Below are 20,081 nucleotides of genomic sequence, written 5' to 3' on the forward strand. Positions count from 1 at the left end.
GCTTTTGGATTTGCGTGGTTGGTGTGATCATGCCGTACCTGATCTATCCAATCTGTCTGTTTGTATTGTCTCGCTTGCGTCGAGTTCGTGAAGCGAGTGGGACTTCGCGACCGGTCACGTTTGTCATTAGTGCCTACAACGAAGCGACCGTGATCAGGGAGAAGATTGAAAATACTTTGGCGCTAGAATACCCAAAGGATTTCCTGCAGATCGTCGTGATTTCTGATGAATCGGATGACGGCACTGACGAAATTGTTGCTCAATTCCCGAGTGTAGAACTCTTTCGACAGTCACCACGACAGGGGAAATCGTCAGGTATCAATGCATCCTTTGGGCAATTTCGTGGTGAAATTGTCGTTTTCAGTGACGCTAATGCGATCTATCATCCCGACGCCGTATCCCATTTGGTGCGTCATTTCGACGATGAGCGTGTAGGCTATGTGGCCGGTCGACAGATGTACCGACAGGGTGGCGGTGCTGCTCAAGAATCTGAAAACGCGTTCTGGGATTTTGAGCTGTTATTGAAGGCCTGGGAGAGTCGACTGTCCAGTGTTGTAGGTGGCGATGGCGCGATCATGGCAATTCGTCGAGAGCTTTTTACTCCTTTGAAAGTCGACGATATTAATGATTTCGTATTGCCGCTGCGGATGGTCGTTGCTGGATTTCAGGGCCGTTTTGAGCCCGACGCAGTCTGCTACGAGGAAGCGGCGCCTTCGTTCCGTGGAGAGTTTCGCCGCAAAGTGCGAATCGTCAATCGCTCGCTTCGAGCGGTGTCGCGAGTCCCGCAGGCACTTAATCCGTTTGTGGTTGGGATTTTTGCGGCCCAACTCTTCTGCCATAAGGTCGTGCGATGGTTTGCAGTATTTTTAATGCTAGGTGCGTTGGTCAACAGCGGTGTGCTGGCATTTGCAGGATTGCCAGCGTACGTTTGTCTTTTCGCCGCACAACTTTGTAGTTATGTCGTTGCATTGGCTGCACGCTGGACTCCTCTGGGGAATTGGAAACCGGCCATGTTGCTCTATTACTTTTGCATGGCGAATATCGCTGGGGGATTGGGTGTGCTGAACTTTTTTGTGGGAAGGAAGTTTGTGGTCTGGACACCACAGCGAGACACTGTTGCCACAGGCGCTGAGCCAACCGCTTAGGTCGCTTTAAATGCAGGGTTTCAATGTGGACGGATGGTTGGCATTTGCATTAACGCTAAATGCTCTCGTTTTGATTTACACATACGTAATTTTTCCGTTTGCGATGGCACTTATCGGACTTCGGCAGACGCGAACCCCATCAAAGGTACAAGACGTCGTGGATGGCGGCCAGTCGTTAAGCGTCTCGCTGATCATTCCCGCTCACAACGAGGAGGCAGTCATAGCGGAAAAGATCCAAAATTCGATTGCCATTGAAACCACTGATCTCGAAACCTTCGGTCAAAAAAATATCAACCTGGAAATCGTTGTAGCGAGTGACGGATCCACTGATCGCACCAACGAAATCTGTAGCGCCGAGCCGCGGATCCGCCTGATGGCATTTGACACCCGCCGCGGTAAATCATCGATCCTCAACGATGCGGTGACTGCCAGTAGGGGAGAAATCATTTGCCTGTGCGACGCGAACGTGATGTTTCGCAAAGACGCGTTGCGACGCCTTGTTAGCCACCTAGGCGATCCGGAGGTTGGTGGCGTTACTGGTGATGTTCGTTTGAAGAGCGAAGAGTCCAGTTTTGGACTCGCAGAGCGTCTCTACTATCGACTTGAACGCTCGATCCACCGTGGTGAGTCAAAGTTGGGAGCAGTGATGGGAGTCGACGGAGGGATGTATGTCATCCGCCGAAATCTGTTTCAGGCACTGCCTCAGGACACAGTGCTGGATGACTTTTCAATTTCAATGAACGTTCTACGCAGTGGCAAGAAACTTCTTTATGATCATAGAGCGATTGCAGATGAGAATGCAACCGAATTAGCTGCCGATGAGTTTCGCCGCCGAGTTCGGATTGGCATCGGAGCCGCCCAGGTTCTCCGCAGAGGCGTGCATCCTGGTTGGGGGCAAGTCGATCGGATGCTGCTGTTCGTCTCGCACAAATTGCTGCGTTGGCTTTCTCCGTTGCTGCTGATTTTGCTTTTTTCGTTGCTGATCGCGTGGGCGCCTCGCAATCCTCTCGCATGGTTGGTGCTCGTTCCAGCATTGTTGGCGAGTTTACTTTGCGTTGTAGGGGCTATGCTGCCAAGCTCACGCAGGACAATGATCGTTGCGTTGCCGTTCTATTTCATCCTCAGCCAAATTGCGATTGCAATGGGTTTGATACGAGGTTCAATCTTTAGATCGTCCGGTATTTGGAAACGCACGAAGCGAGAACGCCTTCAAGACCGTGCGGTGGAGCCATGAATGTTGCCGGAGAGATCTACAGGGGGTTAGTGGTCACAATCGACACAGAAGAAGAAGGGCTGTGGTCGGGTGAGTATGCCGCAAAGGCGACGGTTCAAAACATCAATTCGGTACCGCGATTTCAAATGATTTGTGATCGCCACGGGATTCGCCCTACCTATTTGGTTACCACTCCGGTGGCCGAGTCCGCTGACGCTGTAAGAATCTTGAAAACCATTCAGGATGAAGACCGCTGTGAGATCGCCACGCACGTTCATCCTTGGAACAGCCCGCCGGTGGATGACCATTCAACGCCCAGGAATTCCTACCTCTGCAATCTCCCGACAGAAGTTCAACGGGAGAAGCTCTTGGGATTGACAGAGTTGATTGAATGCCAATTCGAACGCAGGCCAATCGCATTCCGCGCGGGCCGATATGGGGCTGATGCGACAACCCTCCGGATTCTGAAAGAACTGGGTTATCAGGTCGACTCCAGCGTCTTGCCGCGAGCAGACTATCGAAGCCAGGGGGGGCCTGATTTTCGGGCCGCAACGTGCATCCCTTATTTTCCTTCCGAACATGATATCCTAGGCACTGGAGAAGATGACGGCCTGCTAGAGGTACCCGTCACGGCCGGATACACCCACAGTCACTTTGAACTTGCCGATCGACTCCGCGCCGTGGCCATGCGTCGGCCATGGAAAAGTTTCAAAGCAGTGGGGCTATTGGATCGCACTGGCATTGCGACCAAGGTCAAACTCAGCCCAGAGCAAGCAAGTTTGCAGGCGATGCAGCAACTCGCTGCCGCGATGATACGGAGGGGTTCGCCCGTCTTGGTGCTCATGTTTCATAGTTCTTCATTGCTGCCGGGGTGTTCTCCGTACGTGCGTAGCGAAGCAGACCTTGATGATTTCCTTGACCGTCTTGATCGTTTCTTCCAATTTGCGGTCGATCAGCTTGGTCTTGACACGCTGACTTTAGGGGAATGTTTCGATCACCGAGGGCATTTGTGCCCCGGGCAGTTGCCGGGATCGAAACTCTAACCAGCTCTGTTTTTCGCCCGGCAAAAGGAGCGCACTCTTTATCCGCGCTGATCGCATCTCATCCGCGGTCAGAAAGCAGGCTCAGCTGTGTCCATCCATCCGTCGGCATCTTCACGGTGCCAACGTCGTCGGAGTCGGCCGCTTTGTGCGGTTCATCCTGATTGAGTTGGGCGTCCCGGTGTGCGGTTTCTTCCTGTTGCGCACTGATGAAAATTTCTCCTGCTGCGGCCAATGGAATCAGGTCGCCATCTGGATTTCGCATCGACTGGGATACACTTGGAAATTGCGTATCGACACCGATTGTTGTCGATACGACATTCGTTAGGGGGATCGCTGCCGATCGTCCCTGGGTGAAGCGATCCGCTACTTCGTCGCTCTCGATGACAGTGGCTGAGATCCTGGCATTGGACAGGCCGCCACTGAATCCCGTGTCTGTGTCGTCACCACCACCGAGCATAACGGTTTGGCTGCCGAATGGTTTGTACAAAATCCGTTGGCCAATATCCGTGGCGTCGGCACGCATTGTTCCATTGACGTATAGACGCATCCGTCCATTTTGGGCTTCTGGTTCATAGGTTAGCACGACATTGTCCCACTCGCCTGTTTTCCAATCCGTCTTTTCAGCAAGGATGCGTGTTGTTCCCAGTTCCGTCGTGAGTGTGGCGTAGTAGCCCTGCAGCGACGTCGTCCCGCCATCTTTGACCCCAATCGCGTAAGCCGCCGCTGAGCCGGAATTGTATCGAATCAGGTCCTGGAATCCAGTGCGCCCTTCAGGAGACGCCCACAGTTCTATCGTCAGTTCCGACTCGGGGCGCAGCGACGCATTCGCTTCCAGATCTACACGGTTGGAACCATTGAATTGTAGTCCTCCGTCGGCGCGAGGTTCGGCTTCTGACAGAACGCCGTCATTGCCATTGGGGGAGAGATCGGGGACGACAGGATTGGGGCTATTGAGATCCCAACTTGCTAGCACTGGCGAGTCACTCGCATCGTAGAGAACGTTCACGCGAACCTCATTCGTTGCACGCTTGCCGCGCGCATCGGTCGCGGTGAATTCAATCAGGTGCTCTCCGGCATCATCATTGGTTGGTAGCCAGGTGAACTGTCCCGTATGGGTATCGAAATCGCTTCCCTCCGGCAGGCTGCTCGCCGAAAGTTCCACGGCCTCTCCATCTTCGTCAGAGGCCGACACAGAAAAGTCTAGTAAGTGATTTGCCGTGATTCGCTGTCCGGCGGGCGTATTAAGCACCGGGCGAGTATTTGAGCCGGCAATGGGGGCCGGCCGGATCGGTAATTTAAGCGTGAGACTGAGTTGTTGGATGGTTGCACCGCTTTCGGACAACGCTTCACCATCCAATTCAAGGCTGCCGAAACTCGGTAACCCTTCCAATGCGATTTTTCCGGATGTCGATCCGCTCGAATGGATTACCTGACCACCGATCTGCCAGCGAACTTGGTTCACTAATTGATCATTGCCAACGATGGTGTAGTAGAGCAAGGGTGTGCCAAACTCCAGAATCACGTTGCCGACTAACTTAGGCTGGACATTGATCGCGGATGCTTGTTGGAAAACGAGCCCCTCGATGCCCATCGCACGTGCCCGAATGAGAGCTGCTTCTCCGTCGTCACCATCAACTTCTTGGGTAGGCGCAACTCGTCCACCGACCGCTATTCCGTGGTTTGTAAAAGCGTCCAGGTTGCTTAATCCGGCACTGGGACCACCCACAGTTTCGGGAATGATAAAGCTAGGCGCTTGCTCTTTGTAATAGACGTCCAGGTCAATTCCGGCCCAGCCTCGGTAGTTTTTGAGCGTCGTCGTTTCTGGGACCAAAATTGCGTCGTCCAATGTCGGCCGGATCTCCATCCAGACGTTTTGGTCCGCGCCCGGATTGAGATGATCCCCGAATACGACATTGGAAATTTCCATGTCTCGGGAGCCGTCCACCGGGAATTGCCCCCAGGTTTCGCTGGCGAAGTTGGTCGCGTTGTCGAAGTAGCTGTCGCGGATCGAAATCTCGTCCGTCACTCCTCGTCCCCGGTTTCGAAAGCCGATTTCAACCCCTTGAACATTGGCGTTGCTAATTTCGGTCGTGGCGGCGATCGAGCCTCCGTGGGTAAACGCCGTTCCCGGCTTGCTGGATCCACCTTCGGTGATCCGCAACCCAATCGCATCGGGATCCCCTCGCTGCAGCCAACCGTCAATCACGTGATCGTTGGCGTAGTAAAAATAGGCTCCCGATCCGGATACATGCCACACTGTCGTATCAACCAGTGTGTTGCGTCCAGGGGTGTCGGGGAAATGGCCCCGGTCACCGACAGACCACAACCAGACCGCCGCGGTGGTGGCCCCATATGCCTCATTGCCATGAAAATCATCAAAGGGTTCAGCCAGCACGTTGACTTCCCGGGACATACCTACCATGTGTGGGTTGGCGCCTGGAGCCAGCGGAATCTGCACAGGCCGATACGTTGAGCGGTTCACGCTGGGGACATTGTCGGTGTAGACGATGTAGGCATTGCGAATCGCGTTGGCGACGACGTTGTTGTGGACCGAATTCATCGCCCCAGCTAACCAAATCCCATCCCCCATGTCACCAGTGTCGGCTGCCGTCCGGTGCACACCATGCCAGGAAAAAGGGCCACCACCACCGTTGACACGAACAATGAAGTTTCCCTCAATCATGTTCTCAAACTCGCTGCCATCCTCGGTGACCACCGCGGCACCGTCGGAATCGTAGTACACCGACTGGCCTAGGTAACCATAATGCGAAGCATGAATCGCCGTGCCCCACTTCAGCGCCCCGGTGATTGAGTTGCCGACGCTGATCCATTGGTAGTTGGCACCACTGTCATCAAGCGGAATCCCACCCTCAGGGCCGAACAAATGGTGAAAGTGTTCCGAGTATCGAGCGACCTGGTTGCTACCGATTTTCGTCACACGGCCGTCAGAGTCGAACTGAGTGTTGTCGAGTTCACCGACGGTCGTTCTTCCCAATTCTTCCATCGCGGTATAGCGAACGTCATGAACAGAATTCGCAAAGAACATCGTATGGCCACGAACACCGTCAGGGTTTTCGCTTCGTAGAGTGACGTTTCGTGTCAGATTGCCGACATGCGGCATGACCCGTTGCCCGTCAAGTCCTTGGGTAGGCTGCCCGTCGGCGTCCGAAGGTCCTAGGTGAGAGAATTGCAGCGGAGCTTCTAGCGTGATCACACGACCCACGATCGATGCAATCCGAGCGGTCTCAAACTGTCCCTGATAGTCGTAGTAACCGTCGCTATCCACAGGGTTGATTTGTCGAGTATCGGGAAAGACCACCTCGTCTCCGACTTTCCAACCGACAGGCTGTTCGCGAACGAGGATCTCCTGATCCCCGCCTGAGATATCCTGCTCAAGCTCCAAAAATGTTTGCTCCAGTACACTGCCGTGGGCGACGGTTGTGCCGAATGAAAGCAGTCCGTTGCCGAATTGTTGGGGATCGATTCCAGGGTTTGCTACCGTACCGGTTTTGAAGTGCCGCCCAAATGTATCGGGTGTGTCAGTGAAGACAATTTCCGCGGATACTGAACTCGCTACCGGATCATCTTTCGTACCGATCGTGAGGACACCCGTCGGCATCACCATCAGTTCGTTCAACCACAGCGATGTGTTTTTGTTCGTGGCGAAATCCAACTGTCCGTGAATTTCGATCGCGTCCAAGGCGATTTCACTGTCAATGTCGTATCGGACGTTCAGTCCATGAGGAATCCGCACCACGGCATCTTTGGCTGGAACGCCTGTGGGACCCCAGGTATTCGCATCCGACCAATCACCACTGGCAACTGCGACATGACCTGCATTTGCCGCGAAACGCGGAATCGTATCATGCAAAGTGATCACACTGTCCGCCGTGACTTGAATGCCATTGCCGTGGTGCATGGCATCGGATTCGGCAATCATTTCCGGCTCGGGTTGCTCTGTTGATGCCAGGTTCGTGTTGGCAGTCTGGCTCAGGAAATGGACGATATGCAACGGATCCAATGGCGTCAGGTGCCCGTCGCGGTTGACGTCAAACGTCGCATTTCGATTCTGATCACTGCGTTCCAGCTGGTTGATCGTTAGCAAGGCATCCAGCACGCTAACCTTCTGGTCCCCGTTCACATCTTCTGGTTGACTTTGCGGTCCAGCTTGCTGAGTGGCTACTTGATTGATCCATCCTGCTGATTCGGTATTGGTACCTTGAGCAATCGAGCTGGCGTGCAGGAGCCGGCGCGATTCCAGCGACTCCATTCGAATCAAGCGTTTGGGCATCAGAGTGTATTGGGAAAGGATAACGGATGGGGAGAGACGGCAATTGTAGCGGATGGGTGAGATTGTGCGGATTAGAAGGGCTCTCTTCAGATCTTTGCAAGCTCAAACGTGACCCGGTTGCTAAAAGGTTACAGGGAAGCCATTGCAATCGATTGTGCCAGTGAGATTCGTGGCCCTTTTGATGACAGTATGTTGGAGCTTCTGGCGCCCTGCAGGTCGCGGCCTACCGAATTCATGCTTTGCTCGTATCGCGAGGCATTGGCATACCGCGGGCCCTCAGGCGGATACATCCAAGGTCACGGAAATTTGGTCTCCGTAAATGCACGCGACTAGTCAATCATCGAATGGTCGTTAATTATTCGAGAGGGTGCACGGATTGCAGTTCGCCTAACATATAAAGATGGCAGTGCGGTGCAGGTTGAAGCATGGTGCAGTGTGTGCCGCGAACTGGGGCCGTAGGATGCGTTTAAGCATGTTACTGCCACTTCCGTCGCTCGAATGGTGTTGGTCAATTGATATCGTTCTAATTTACCAACTGCTCACGTATCGCTTGGAGGACTATGAGTCGGGCACAGGGAAGCAATCGGGACGGATCGTGGCGGTGCCGCTATGTCAATCATTATGCATAGCACGTTTCAGTTCGTTGATTCAAACCCGCTGAAAGGGTTTTCGGTACGCGGCCGGACGAAGGACCCAGCCACTGGCCCCCCCAAAAAAAAGCGACAAAAATCAAAGTGTTTCGCTGTACAATCGACGATAAACGGAAGATTGCTGCAGCAAGTTGCAATTCACTAGTTTGCATCAAATTTGTGCTTTCCTTGCAGTGTCTAGGCGTTTGAGCCTGCTCTCTCTGCCGTCAGACATTGTCTGTCAAATTGGCAGGTGTGGGCGCGGAAATGAAATCGCTTTTCTCGCAGTTCCAGTTGCGGCTTCTCAAGATTTTCAACGCTTGCATTCCCCCCCGGATGCAGATACAATCGAGTTCATGCCCTATCGACTGATCATAATCGCACTTCTCTTACTGGCAGCCAGTCAATCTGCCAGCGCTGGGGTGATGTATGCCATCAGCGATGGAGTCGACAGCTCCCCTGGGCAGTTCGAAATGATGATGTCAATGGGTGACTCCGATGAGATAGAAGACGGTCGCTGGGTTGACACTCAATCGAATTCGATCGCAATTGTGATTAATCGTGTCGTAAGCAACGCGCCGGCTGCCGTGATCGGTAAGTCCGACGCTTTGGACTTAGGGCTGTTTTGCGGAGCGATTCGTCTGCGGAATTGCCGTTTGCCACGTAGTCCGGTGATCGACGGTCTCCTAAAGCCTGTTTAGATCGAGAATGTTTTTCGAAATGGTTCTCTCGATTTAATCAAATTCTTAGCTTTAGGAATACAAAAATGCGTATCGTTTTTTCTTTACTCGCACTGCTTGCAATCTCGTGCAGTGCTCAAGCAGGTGTGATTGACAGTCTTTTCAACGGTGAAGTTACCAAATTGGAAGATGTTGACTACGAAATCGCCCTGGATGGTGGTGATGGGAGCTTGGATGTCGGCGATTACTTGCTGACCATCATTGAATTTGGTGCCACGCGGCTTGCGGCCAGCAATGATCTGGTCTTCGATGCGAGTGCATCTACTGACGCTATTACTGGCGTTGCGTTGTTCAAGGTTGCTGGAGTCTCTCAGGTCTTTGCCGGAAGCGACGCGATACTTAGCTACGCGCTTACGGGTGCAACAAGTGCAGAGTGGCTTGCTCAAGCTGGATTGGCGGGAATTGGGGACGGTACGGCTTTGGTCGCGTATCATGATCCGATTTCGGCTCCAGCTCAGCACATCGTGAATGCTCCGACCGTCGCGGCCGGCGTTGCTTCCGCAACTCATGGCACTAAGATTTTTGAGTTTGCAGTTGATAATAACTTCCTAGGTGCAACGGTTTCGGATCTCATTGGCGGAACGTTCAATGCGTACGATGCGGCAAACGTGGATGGTTTTACATCTGCTGGCGCCTTTGTTTCAACATACAACGGTCTGCCAGGAGTCACGCTTGTAGAGCACGACTTCAACAATTTCGGTTTTGATACAGAACTGCAGTTGATCGGTGGATTTGAAAGCAAGGGAGGCGCAGGCGCCTTTGATTTCGTAACAGACTCCGACGTGTACCTTCATGCCGTTCCCGAGCCCGGAACGGGCTTGGCCTTCATTGGCATCACCATGGTGACCGGATTCGTTCGCCGCCGACGCCAATCATAAGCCGATTGAATTTGGCTGTGCAACTGCGAAGCCGCTTCTCTAATTTGTTGGGGAGGCGGCTTTTTTTGGTGGGCTTGGCCGAAACGCATTGGTAGGGAGGCGTCGTTTATAGCTTGACCGTCGCCCCTGGGGCAAACGAAGTTAACGTCAGGGACTTACTTTCAGTTAGGCGAGCTGTAGCGTCCGGGAGCAATAATGCTATGTGGGTCGATTGCCTTTCTCAGCTTCGCTGAGGTTCGGCTGGTGGCGTAGCGGCCTAGGGGTACCATCCCAAGTGAATCATCCGATGCGTACCGATAAGGTGTGCACCCCAATGACTTGCCAGCTTGGTTAAGAGCGTTGAAGCAATCTTTAGCCCTTTCGGGGGCGCCATCTTCGTTTGGGCGGAAGAGAATTGGCACAGTGGAATCGAATAATCGTTCCGATAATGTGGTTAGAGTGATTAGCGGTTCGATGCCGTATCGCCGACAAGTCCTTGTAACGACCTGAGTATAGGCTTGGACTATTTCGGACTTCATTGGCACAAGCGGGCTGTACCAAATTAGGCCGCATCCATCTTTTGCAGGATTCAGCGGTTGTGCCTGATTGGGGCTCTCGCCGCGAAGCCAATAGGCAAGCGGAAGTGCGACCCGTCGGGGAAAACCGTTCGCGAGATCCAGGAGGGCCTCGATGGAATCAAGTTGTCGCAGGAAACCTAAAGAATTTGATGGGAGCCTGTTGGCGAGCGATCTCGCCGCGCGTGTCCGCTGATTGTTCATGTGAATGGGGCGTGGAAATGACGCTGGCAAGTGTCGTCGAAGTTCTTTTCGGATGACGCGACGCATAGATCGTGGGCAGTGGATCACTCCCGCAGCTGTCCAGGGTGTGATTCCAGCGCCTCGCGTTAGCCGATTGCAAAGTGAATCACTCATCACTTCCCCAGGGTGAACTTGGTCCACCGGGTAAGGATGTGACATGGAAAGGACTCGACGGTCATTCATCAAATTGACGCCTGCCAAACACGCCCCTAGCGAACTCAGTAGGTCACGGAGGCTTTCAACCATTTCACCAAACTGCGTTTCATTTCCAATACGAATGAAAAACGCTTCGACATGCTCGGGTCGTCGCTGAAGAGTGAAGGTTGCTCGGGTAACAACGCCAAAGTTTCCCTGGCTAAACAAGCCTTCTATATAGGGTCCGATCTGCCAACGGTGGGCTGCGCCGACCAACTCAGCACCCATCTCCATCAACGGTGATCGGTAAATACTGCCGTCGGCAAGAATCGCTTCCAATGAGGTGAGCGCCGCAAAGTGGTCCGTGGTTGGTGTTAGTCCATAGCCGCGTTCAAGTGCGTTTCCGAGCAAGGAGCAATCGGGGCCGCCACCATGTACGGGTACCATCCAGTCCAGGCCTTCGCTGGTTAGGTGGTCTGCCAGCATGCCTTGGGTAACACCGGGTTCGAGTTCAACCAGTCCCAATTCGCGATCAATGATCCGAATCTGAGTTAATTCGGACATGTCGAGCACGGCACAGCCTTCTTGTGCCGGTGTTGCGGATCCGTATCCCCAATTTCGGCCCGTGCTGGTTGGATAGATCGGTGCTCGATGTTCTGCTGCGATCTTGACGATTTGTTGTACGTCAGATCGCTTTCCGGGGCGAAGGACAACCGGTATCTGGATTCGAGAGCCGATCGTGTTGGCGGCGTGGCGTATTAGATCGGTGGCATCGGTGATTACTCGCGCTTGGCCAAGCAAGTTCGTCCAACTTGTGATCGCCAAACTCAAGCTTGTGTCGGTCGGGTTGGCCACAGCGTCGGTGCCTCGGGAAAACCTGTTCGTTCGGTTTGCCCCCTATTGGGTATCAATTATTGATCCGAGTGAAGGTCTTGGGTCAAACCGTATGTACACCGTAGCATTTGTTTAAGAAGAAGGCGCCAACGGACACCGCATTTTCCACATGCGATATACCGAATTTGAATCGGAGTGGATGCGTCTAGGAGAATGCAAAATCCGCCTTCACACGTGCTGGAGGCCGCGTTTGCTGGGAGTTTTAGAAGGTGGTTAAACCTGCAGGGGCCTCTTGGGCAACGATTGCTTTTGGGCATTTTTGCCAGGTGAGCGTTGAAAGAACCAGCGGCGATCGGTTGCGGTCATCTTTGTGCGATTTAGCGAATTGCGTTTTTCGCTGTTGCTGAAATAGTAACTTCGCCACGCCGGGGCGACGATTTCTGGGTCGTGTATTGGGGCGGCGATGGGGGCAGCTGGTTTGCCTAGCACTCCACCATGTGGGGCGATGGATCCGAATTGCTCGAAACCCATCAGTCGCTTGTAGAGCTTGGCGTGACGGGGGTGCACGGTGGCTACCAACTGATCGACTCCCTGGCTGCGGGCGAATTGGACCGCGGCGGAGGTCAATTTTGCGAATGCTTCCGTTTTCGACCGTTCGAACCAGGGTGCAATCGCCAGAGAACTCAGCTCAGCCATGCGTCTACCAGCCGCTCGCTGCTGCTGTACTTCCGCGTGAAAGAGTTCCTCCATTGGCAACCGATCGTTCTCGTCAATGACCAGCGTGACTGTCGCAACACATTCTCCATCGACCATCCCGCAAATCAACTGCGTTTCCGGCCACAGGTGAAATGGCTGGATTCGCATGCCCCAAGGGTTCGGCGCGCACAATCCCGACTTCAAATAGCTCTGATACAACACCTTGTACGCAGTTTCGTGGTCGTAGCGATTCTGGGCTGTTTGGCAGGCCAAGACGCGATTCTTGCTCGCAAGCCGAGTGCTGCTTCTGGAGCGACGTGGGAATGCGAATGGTATCGACTGTGCCGGACCGTACATGAAGTCTCCGTCAGATTAGTCTGTCATCAATCCGGAATCCCGACGGTGTTGATGACGATGAATAGTTGGTCGCTGAAAAGTTGCCCCCCCAAGTGAATCAAGTGATCCTGAGGACCTGGTGAGGGCGGATAGTCCGCCATCGATACCTTGGAGGTGCGTTTCGAATGTAGCGACTGGGTGGGTGGAGACTAGAGCGATTAGGCCGTTTTTATTGCTCGTACCCAAAAAAACGACCGAAATTTTGCATAAGACTACGTACTCTGGTGGGAATGTAAGGACTGCAATCATCTTGATGTCTGCACCAATGATCAGGCCCGTTTTGGGGCTCGATTTGCCATTGGAGCTTCGGACGAAGTAGGCCAGGTGCAACCTGGCGATTGATTGCGTCGGTGGTTTGGGAATTGCCAGGTTTCACCTGGCCTACTGTTTGCGGAGGTCTCGGTGGCGGGGCAGCGGGATCTCAGCGTTCATCCGTAGCGACAGTGTGGTGGGACGCCAGGTTTCACCTGGCCTACTGGGCTTTTCATATAGACCCTCACCGATACGTGCGGGATGTGCCGGTGCCCGGATGGCCGAACGCAGACTAAAATTCAGACCCACTGGATCCTGGCGGGCTGGTGATTTCCTGCAAGTTTTGCTTGATCACCCCTAAATCCCTCGCTCACGCGTCGGGTTGCGATAAAAGCGCTGACTTCAAAACTGACGCGTTGGGTTGCCAGCTACGGCAGCGGTTGGGGCCTAAGGAAATACATCATGTCCGCCGACCAGGAGCATGTATTTTCTGTTGGGGGGCGATGCGCCATCAGAATGAATCAACAGCTGTCTCGGTGATCCTGTTGGCTTTTTCGCATTGGCGATGGTTTTCGGTACTTTCGCGTAAAAACCAGGCCCTGCACGTAAACGGCTAATCAAATTGGCGCGGTCGAGCTAAACTGCCGCGGTCCCCCCCTGTTGTAGACGATGTTTGCCGAACAATCAGAAACGCCATTCAAGCAGGGTTCATTTCCGAAGCCTTCTTTAGCAACCTCTTATGTCTAATAGTCACTGTACTGATTTACTTGAACGTATTGAAAACCGTCGTTGTACCGTTGGTGTCATCGGACTGGGGTATGTTGGTTTGCCCCTGATCGACGCATTTGCTAATGCCGGCTTCCGGTGCATGGGTTTTGACGTTGATAAGTCAAAGGTCGATTCGCTGCTGGCTGGCAAGAGCTATATCAAGCATGTCAGCCACGACAAAGTTCAGGCTTGGTTGGACAAGGGGTTGTTCGATGCAACGGCGCAAATGAGTCGGCTCGATGAGCCAGACATGTTGTTGATCTGCGTGCCAACTCCGCTGGATGATGCGCGGGATCCGGATTTGACGTATGTGATTGAAACCTGCAACAAGATCGCGGATTGCATTCGACCGGGGCAGCTTGTTGTTTTGGAGAGCACGACATATCCAACAACGACGCGCGATGTGATGGTCCCGATTCTCGAGCGAAACGGGTTGAAGGCCGGCGTTGATTTCTTTGTCGCCTACAGCCCGGAACGCGAAGATCCAGGGAACCCTGATTTTTCGGCCGCAGGGATCCCTAAAGTTGTCGGTGCCATCAACGATGAAAGTTTGCAAGTCGCATCGAAGCTGTATCAATCCGCTGTCGCAGGAACCGTGCCGGTTAGCAGTTGCGAAGTTGCTGAAGCGGCGAAGGTTCTCGAGAACATTTATCGCGCCGTCAACATCGCCCTCGTCAATGAGTTGAAGGTATTATTTGATCAAATGGACATCGATGTATGGGAGGTCATTAATGCCGCGAAAACCAAGCCCTTTGGATTCCAAGCGTTTTATCCTGGCCCCGGTTTAGGCGGACATTGCATTCCAATTGATCCATTTTACCTCTCTTGGCTTGCGCGAAAGCAGGGCCTGAATGCCCGTTTTATCGAGCTCGCTGGTGAAGTGAATCGCTCGATGCCAGCCTATGTTGTCTCGCGAACCTCAAGCTTCCTGAATGAAGTATCGAAACCAATCCGCGGAAGCAAAATTTGCATGTTGGGCGTGGCCTACAAAAAGGATGTCGACGATCCACGCGAAAGCCCATCGTTCGATTTAATCAAGCTACTGTTGGCGCAAGGTGCGGAACTGACCTATAGCGATCCACATGTGCCAAAACTGCCCAGGATGAGACACTACGATTTACCAGCCATGGACAGCCAGGAGCTGACTGCTGAATTCTTGGCCAGTCAAGACGCGGTGTTGATCGCTACCGACCACACCGATTTTGACTATGACTCAATCGTCGAGCACTCGCCGCTGGTGATTGATACTCGCAATGCAACTCAGCATGTGACAGCGAACCGCGATAAGATTCGAAAAACCTAGCGTTTGCAAACGTGTCGTGATGCGCCCGGAACTGCGCCAGGTTTCACCTGGCCTACTGGGAGCTGAGTTTTAGTAGTGTGGCGTCGGCGATGATTCGGTGTGCTTGGCTGGTGGGGTGAATGATGTCCCAGTACAAGTACGATGCGCCCTGGTGGGGTGAGATCAGGTTGGATTGAATATCTGTCAACGCGGCGTTGGAGGTGTTGGTCAGTCCAAATGCGGTCGGGAAAATGATTCCGAGATAGGTGAGCGTGAAGGTGTCTAGCCGGTGAATTTTGATCTCTAACTCGGCTTCCAGTTTGTCGAGGCGGCGGTCGAGCAGGCTATTAAAACGCCATGCCATTCCGTTCAAGATCAGGCCCTCGAAGGATTGGTTGACTGCCGGCGTGGTGCCTAGTGGTGAGAGGCTAGGGACAAGAAATTCGTCGGCTCCGGCATCTGCAAGTTTGCGAATATGGTTCTCCACGTTGTAGACCGCAACGATTGGTAGCGTGCGGTTAAGCAAGTCATTTGATCCTGCCCATAAAATGGTCAACTGGTTTTGTGTGGGGGCAGCGACTTGCAGAAACGTCTCGATTTGAGCGCCGACGGTGGGGACGACCGCACCGGGGGCTCCATCGAAAATGCCACTCGGTGGTTCTCGGAAACCCTCTCCGGTGCTAGCGCCGCCGACGGCAAAGTTCAGGATTTGTTGGTCGGCCAGGCCCAGGTCTGACTGCAAGTAGTCGATCCAGACCGGGCCATTTGAAAAGCGGCCTTGGTAGTAGGGGAAATCGCCGGGGCCTGTCGGGGGAATGCCAGTTGCCGCGAACGCGTTTCCGGTATCGCTAAGACTGTCCCCGAACACCACGATGCTGTCGTAGGGCGGCTGCGCAGCGACCTGTGTTGTGAGTGCCGCTAGAACAACGAAAAAGAAAGCCGAAATTCTGTGGTGCATCAACTGTTTCCTGTCTGCGTGAACGAATGGCTTTTGGCGCGATCCTTCATTTTGAGGATACGACCGGAGAGGCAATCGCCTCCGTGGCGAGCCATACCTTATCTGCAGAGGGGTCAGCTGTGTGCTGTTAGAGCGGCTTTTGCGCCGTCAATTTGACTAATAGTTGATGTCGATCGCAATCAGGCAGTCGATCGGGGTAACCTGGCGTTGATTGAGGCTGCCGGGAGATTCGTTGCGCCAGGTTTCACCTGGCCTACTGGAGAATTGCGCCAGGTTGCACCTGGCCTACTAGTGAATTGCGCCAGGTTGCAGCTGGCCTACTGGGGCGTGGCGTTGGGTTTGGTTTTTGAAATGGGCTCTGATGCGGGTGTGGATGATGTCGGCGTGGGTGATCTTCATCCGTATTTGCTGCCCGGGTGATCCGCCGACTTCTTCACAGGCGAATGGTTGGCCGATCACTTCGGCTTTGAAGATGCGGCGATACAGTTTGGCGTGCCGTGGGTGAACAACCGCTTCGAGATGGGTTAGCTGCATTTCCAACGCGGTTCGATGGAGCAAACTGGTCAATTCCAAAAATACCCTCAGGTATGAATCGGGGTGTGGTGGCCCATTGGTCGGCGCTTGATTGATCGCCAGTCGCGTGATCTTGCCAATACCACCTGCATCGTTCGATTCGAACTCGGGCGCCAGCAGTGTGACGGTTCCACACACGCGTTCGGTGGCTGGAGTGTCGAGCGTCGATTGGCTGGCAACTCGTTGGTAAGCCAGGAAAGTGACCGTGCGCCACATCGCTGCCGGGGCCAGCTCGCAGGTGTGGTCCGCTTGGGAAAGCGAATCGACTGGGCGATCGCTGTTGCAGAGCCCAGCTTCGTGATACCGCGTCGCCCACAGTTTCTGGGCGTTGATGTGTTGTCCAACCGTTGTGGCCCGCTCGGCGCGTATCAATCCCAAATGACGCGACATGCTGAATTGGCTCATTCGGTTGACTCCGCGTGCTCATTCGTCCATCAAGAATCAGGCCCCGTCGGTCTGTATCGGTCCCGTCGTCTTTACGGCTTGAGCAAAGTGTGTGTTAAGTCGCAGGGTTGTACCGCTAGCCAGTAGGCCAGGTGCAACCTGGCAGATACTGGTGGGGCGACGCCAGGTTGCACCTGGCCTACTTTTTGCCGCCAGGTTGCACCTGGCCTACTTTTTGCCGCCAGGTTTCACCTGGCCTACTGGTGAATTGCGCCAGGTTTCACCTGGCCTACTGGTGTGGCGGCTGGCCTAGTTTGGGGATCGCCACTGAGTGCTTGGCACGCTGAAGCGTGAACTCCAACGGTGTGTGGCGGCGCTTACTGGCGGGTGGGGGCGTCGGTGCGTTCGGCCATTTGGGGTGCAGTGAAGTTCTGGCGGGTGATCTTCCAGTCGGATGGCGGTTTCTTGGGGATGAAGTTGTTGAAGAACTGCGAGATCCCCGCGCCTAATGCGTTCCGCTTGACGTCACTGAACTCGTAATGGTCCCACTGGGGCGCCAATTTGGCGTGAAAGTTTGGGGCGTACATGATCAAGACTTCGGGTTCGAAGTTATTGCTCAAGACGACTTGCACCATCTTGTACTGCGCCCGGTCTTCTTGAAGCTTCGGCCACGCTTCGATCAAAAAGGTGTTCGGCTTGGGGGATTCCTTCAGCGTGACCCAATAACGCTGCTTGATTTTTGTCGCGTCCAGATTGAAGACGAATGGAAGCGGGCTGTTGAAGATCTGCTGGCCTTGCATGTCCGCCGGCAACGACTGCACGTTGCACTGCTTTTCTTCGCGGTCGTACTCGATCAATTCCACTCCGTTGCAGACCCAGTACTCGCCGTATTTATTGTTCTGCGGTCCGTACTGCGGTTTCCCGTCTTTCATGCCTTTGTAGTACATCAGCGAATCGACGCGAAACAAACCCTTGTCCGGGTTGGCGTACTTGATTTCACCAGTCGCTTTGTGGGCGTGGACGCCAGCGGGGGCTGCTAGCAAATCGAAATGCCAGCGTTCGAATTTGCACTCGAGTGTCTTGGTGCCCTGGCTTTGCGTTTGCCATGAAAGCAACAACTGATCCAGTTTGGCTTGTTCTTCGGGCGCTAGCGCAGGGATGGGCGGTTGAGCAGCAGCCGTCGCGGAAGCTTGTCCGTTGGCAGCCGGTGGTTGTTGTGCAAGCAGCGCAGACGAGCCTGTGAGGCAGCCGATCAAAAGTCCGGCGATCAGGCGGCGATTGCAGAAGAATCCATTGCTTTGGCAAAGTTTTACCATGGCCAGCGGCACCATCCTTGGAGTCTTTGGAACAGTCAAAAGTTTCGGAAAACGCCTCGGTCCGTCAATGATAGACGTGCGGCCACTGCCTTATAGCAATTTTGGTGGGTCGACAGAAAGGGCAAAGAGTTGGCACCCGCTACAAGTTCGGGCTGCGGGTCAGTGAATTCTGAGAGGCGAGTTTTGAGAGTGCGGACTTTATCGTAACCCGACGCGCCAGCGAGGGATTTAGGGTGTTAGCGGGATCCGTCGTTGACCGGGATGTTGATTGAATTAGCCGGTCGCACGTTGGTGTGGAGGATTTATCCGACCGGCTTTATTCTTCGCAGAAGACCCTCACCCGAGTCGGATAAATCCTCCACACCAGCGCCGTTGAAGTTGCGCGTTCGCGTCACGTGTCGGGTTAAGGAAAGCTCATGTCTGAGGCGGCAGGGTGAAGGGGTGTTCAGTCAGTCTGAACCCTGGCGGGCCCAGCTACGCCTTGGAAACTTTTCCGATCATGACGGGAGGGACGAATGGCCGATAAGTGAAAGGATGCGGACTGCGCCAAACCTGCTTCGAGAAGCTGATCAGGTTCACGAATCATCTCCGGTCGCAAGGAAAAACAAAATGTCGCCACGACAGATTGATCAATACGAACGACTTTTCATGTCTCGCCGCCGTGTTTTGCTATCAACGCTGGTCGGCGGCGCCACGCTCGTCACCTCGCAGGTGGCCGTTGGAGATCCGGCAGGCAACGATCAAGTCGTTGCCAGGGTGGCGGCCGAAAACCTAGATCGGCCGATTCCCAATGAGATTGTTCGGCTGCCGGCGATCAGCAAAGAGTTTGAGCAAACGATCGTTCAGGCCATCGCGTCGGACCCGCTTGGAAAACTGATTGCGGTGGCCGGTGACGACCATGCGATTCGAGTGATTGATGCCACATCGTTGGAAATGGTGGCGACGCTACAAGGCCACTCGGATCTGATTCAAACGTTGCAGTTCGACTCCAATGGTGATCGGCTGGTTTCGGCCGGTAACGACGGGCAACTGATTCTGTGGGACCGCAAAGATCAGTTTCGACAGATACAACGAATGGCGGGCACACCGGCGCTGGCTTGCGTTCGTTTTTCGCCGGATGGTCACCAGTTGGCGGCTGTCGGGTTCAAGAACCAGGTGTTCCTGATCGGTCGTTCGCCAGGCCAAGGAAGCCCAAAGGTCGAATGTGACTGTACGGATCTGCGCGCTGTGGACTATCGGAGCGACGGCAAGGTATTGGCGGTTGCCGGACGCAATGGCGATCTGAATTTGTTTGATCGAGCGTCCAACGAATCGCTTGGGGCTTTTAAAATTCATTCCGGTCGCGTGCACGCGTTGCAATTTCACACCGCATCAAATGTTGTCGTCAGTGTCGGCGAAGACGGTCGCGTCACGATCTTTGACACCGCCGCCAGAGTCATCGTCAGTCAAATGCGTGTGACCAGTGGAAAGCTGTTTTCGGTAGCAATTTTGGACCAGGATCATTTGGCGGTGGCGGGTAGCGACAACGTTATCCGGATTGTTGATGTTACGTCGGGGCAGATTGTCAAGGAATTGAGCGGTCACACCGGTTCGATCGCCGCGCTGGCGTGCACCGGGACGCAGCTGTTTTCTGGTGGTTACGACGCAACCTTGCGGCGCTGGCAGTTGAGCAGCATTCAGGGCGTGCGAGATCGAATTGCCGAACGCGACCAGTCGCTGGATCGGTAGTTTCTATTTGGCACACGGATTCA

At 54.1% G+C, this 20,081-nt stretch carries 13 protein-coding genes; 7 read left to right on the forward strand and 6 right to left on the reverse strand.

Translation table 11 applies throughout. From position 1 onward, the window contains the following. Positions 1-29: 29 nt before the first annotated feature. Genes NHH03_RS12195 through NHH03_RS12205 form a run of 3 tightly spaced genes read left to right on the forward strand, consistent with a single transcriptional unit; the run spans position 30 to position 3,401 of the window. Complete coding sequence (locus NHH03_RS12195; RefSeq protein ID WP_261364244.1) at positions 30-1,145, forward strand: glycosyltransferase family 2 protein; 1,116 nt, start codon at positions 30-32, stop codon at positions 1,143-1,145. A 37-nt stretch (positions 1,146-1,182) separates the two neighbouring features. Then, entirely contained in the window at positions 1,183-2,379 is a 1,197-nt protein-coding gene (locus tag NHH03_RS12200) for a glycosyltransferase (RefSeq protein WP_253156445.1), read from the forward strand. Continuing rightward, a complete protein-coding gene (locus tag NHH03_RS12205) occupies positions 2,376-3,401 on the forward strand; it encodes a polysaccharide deacetylase family protein (protein ID WP_253156447.1) in 1,026 nt (341 codons plus the stop codon). The genes NHH03_RS12200 and NHH03_RS12205 overlap by 4 nt, the downstream gene beginning before the upstream one ends. Positions 3,402-3,459: 58 nt before the next feature. Here NHH03_RS12205 and NHH03_RS12210 read toward each other — a convergent pair whose 3' ends face one another. After that, positions 3,460-7,692, reverse strand: a complete 4,233-nt coding sequence (locus NHH03_RS12210; protein ID WP_253156449.1) for a LamG-like jellyroll fold domain-containing protein — start codon at positions 7,690-7,692, stop codon at positions 3,460-3,462. A 985-nt stretch (positions 7,693-8,677) separates the two neighbouring features. On the opposite strand from NHH03_RS12210, the gene NHH03_RS12215 reads away from it, so the two are divergent. Then, positions 8,678-9,022: a hypothetical protein gene (locus NHH03_RS12215; RefSeq protein WP_253156451.1), complete on the forward strand. Its 345-nt coding sequence runs from the start codon at positions 8,678-8,680 to the stop codon at positions 9,020-9,022. A gap of 65 nt (positions 9,023-9,087) precedes the next feature. After that, entirely contained in the window at positions 9,088-9,939 is an 852-nt protein-coding gene (locus NHH03_RS12220) for a PEP-CTERM sorting domain-containing protein (RefSeq protein WP_253156453.1), read from the forward strand. Between the two features lie 161 nt (positions 9,940-10,100). Here the strand turns inward: NHH03_RS12220 and NHH03_RS12225 are convergent, their stop codons facing one another. Both NHH03_RS12225 and NHH03_RS12230 read right to left on the reverse strand, forming a co-directional pair. Beyond that, entirely contained in the window at positions 10,101-11,726 is a 1,626-nt protein-coding gene (locus NHH03_RS12225) for an FAD-binding oxidoreductase (protein ID WP_253156455.1), read from the reverse strand. A 252-nt stretch (positions 11,727-11,978) separates the two neighbouring features. Further along, positions 11,979-12,674, reverse strand: a complete 696-nt coding sequence (locus tag NHH03_RS12230) for an N-acyl amino acid synthase FeeM domain-containing protein (RefSeq protein ID WP_253156457.1) — start codon at positions 12,672-12,674, stop codon at positions 11,979-11,981. Positions 12,675-13,788: 1,114 nt separating this feature from the next. Here NHH03_RS12230 and NHH03_RS12235 point away from each other — a divergent pair. Then, entirely contained in the window at positions 13,789-15,120 is a 1,332-nt protein-coding gene (locus NHH03_RS12235; RefSeq protein ID WP_253156467.1) for a nucleotide sugar dehydrogenase, read from the forward strand. A 52-nt stretch (positions 15,121-15,172) separates the two neighbouring features. Here the strand turns inward: NHH03_RS12235 and NHH03_RS12240 are convergent, their stop codons facing one another. The 3 genes from NHH03_RS12240 to NHH03_RS12250 all read right to left on the reverse strand — a co-directional run bounded on the left by NHH03_RS12240 (position 15,173) and on the right by NHH03_RS12250 (position 18,330). Further along, positions 15,173-16,057, reverse strand: a complete 885-nt coding sequence (locus tag NHH03_RS12240) for an SGNH/GDSL hydrolase family protein (RefSeq protein ID WP_253156469.1) — start codon at positions 16,055-16,057, stop codon at positions 15,173-15,175. A 288-nt stretch (positions 16,058-16,345) separates the two neighbouring features. Beyond that, positions 16,346-17,035, reverse strand: a complete 690-nt coding sequence (locus NHH03_RS12245; RefSeq protein ID WP_253156471.1) for an N-acyl amino acid synthase FeeM domain-containing protein — start codon at positions 17,033-17,035, stop codon at positions 16,346-16,348. Positions 17,036-17,391: 356 nt separating this feature from the next. Beyond that, positions 17,392-18,330 (reverse strand): TIGR03009 domain-containing protein, encoded by a 939-nt coding sequence (locus NHH03_RS12250; RefSeq protein WP_253156473.1) that lies wholly within the window; start codon positions 18,328-18,330, stop codon positions 17,392-17,394. A gap of 609 nt (positions 18,331-18,939) precedes the next feature. On the opposite strand from NHH03_RS12250, the gene NHH03_RS12255 reads away from it, so the two are divergent. Next, positions 18,940-20,058 (forward strand): WD40 repeat domain-containing protein, encoded by a 1,119-nt coding sequence (locus tag NHH03_RS12255; RefSeq protein WP_253156475.1) that lies wholly within the window; start codon positions 18,940-18,942, stop codon positions 20,056-20,058. The last annotated feature ends 23 nt before the right edge of the window (positions 20,059-20,081 follow it).

It is taken from the genome of Stieleria tagensis (assembly GCF_024129865.1).
GTDB classification, from domain to species: domain Bacteria; phylum Planctomycetota; class Planctomycetia; order Pirellulales; family Pirellulaceae; genus Stieleria; species Stieleria tagensis.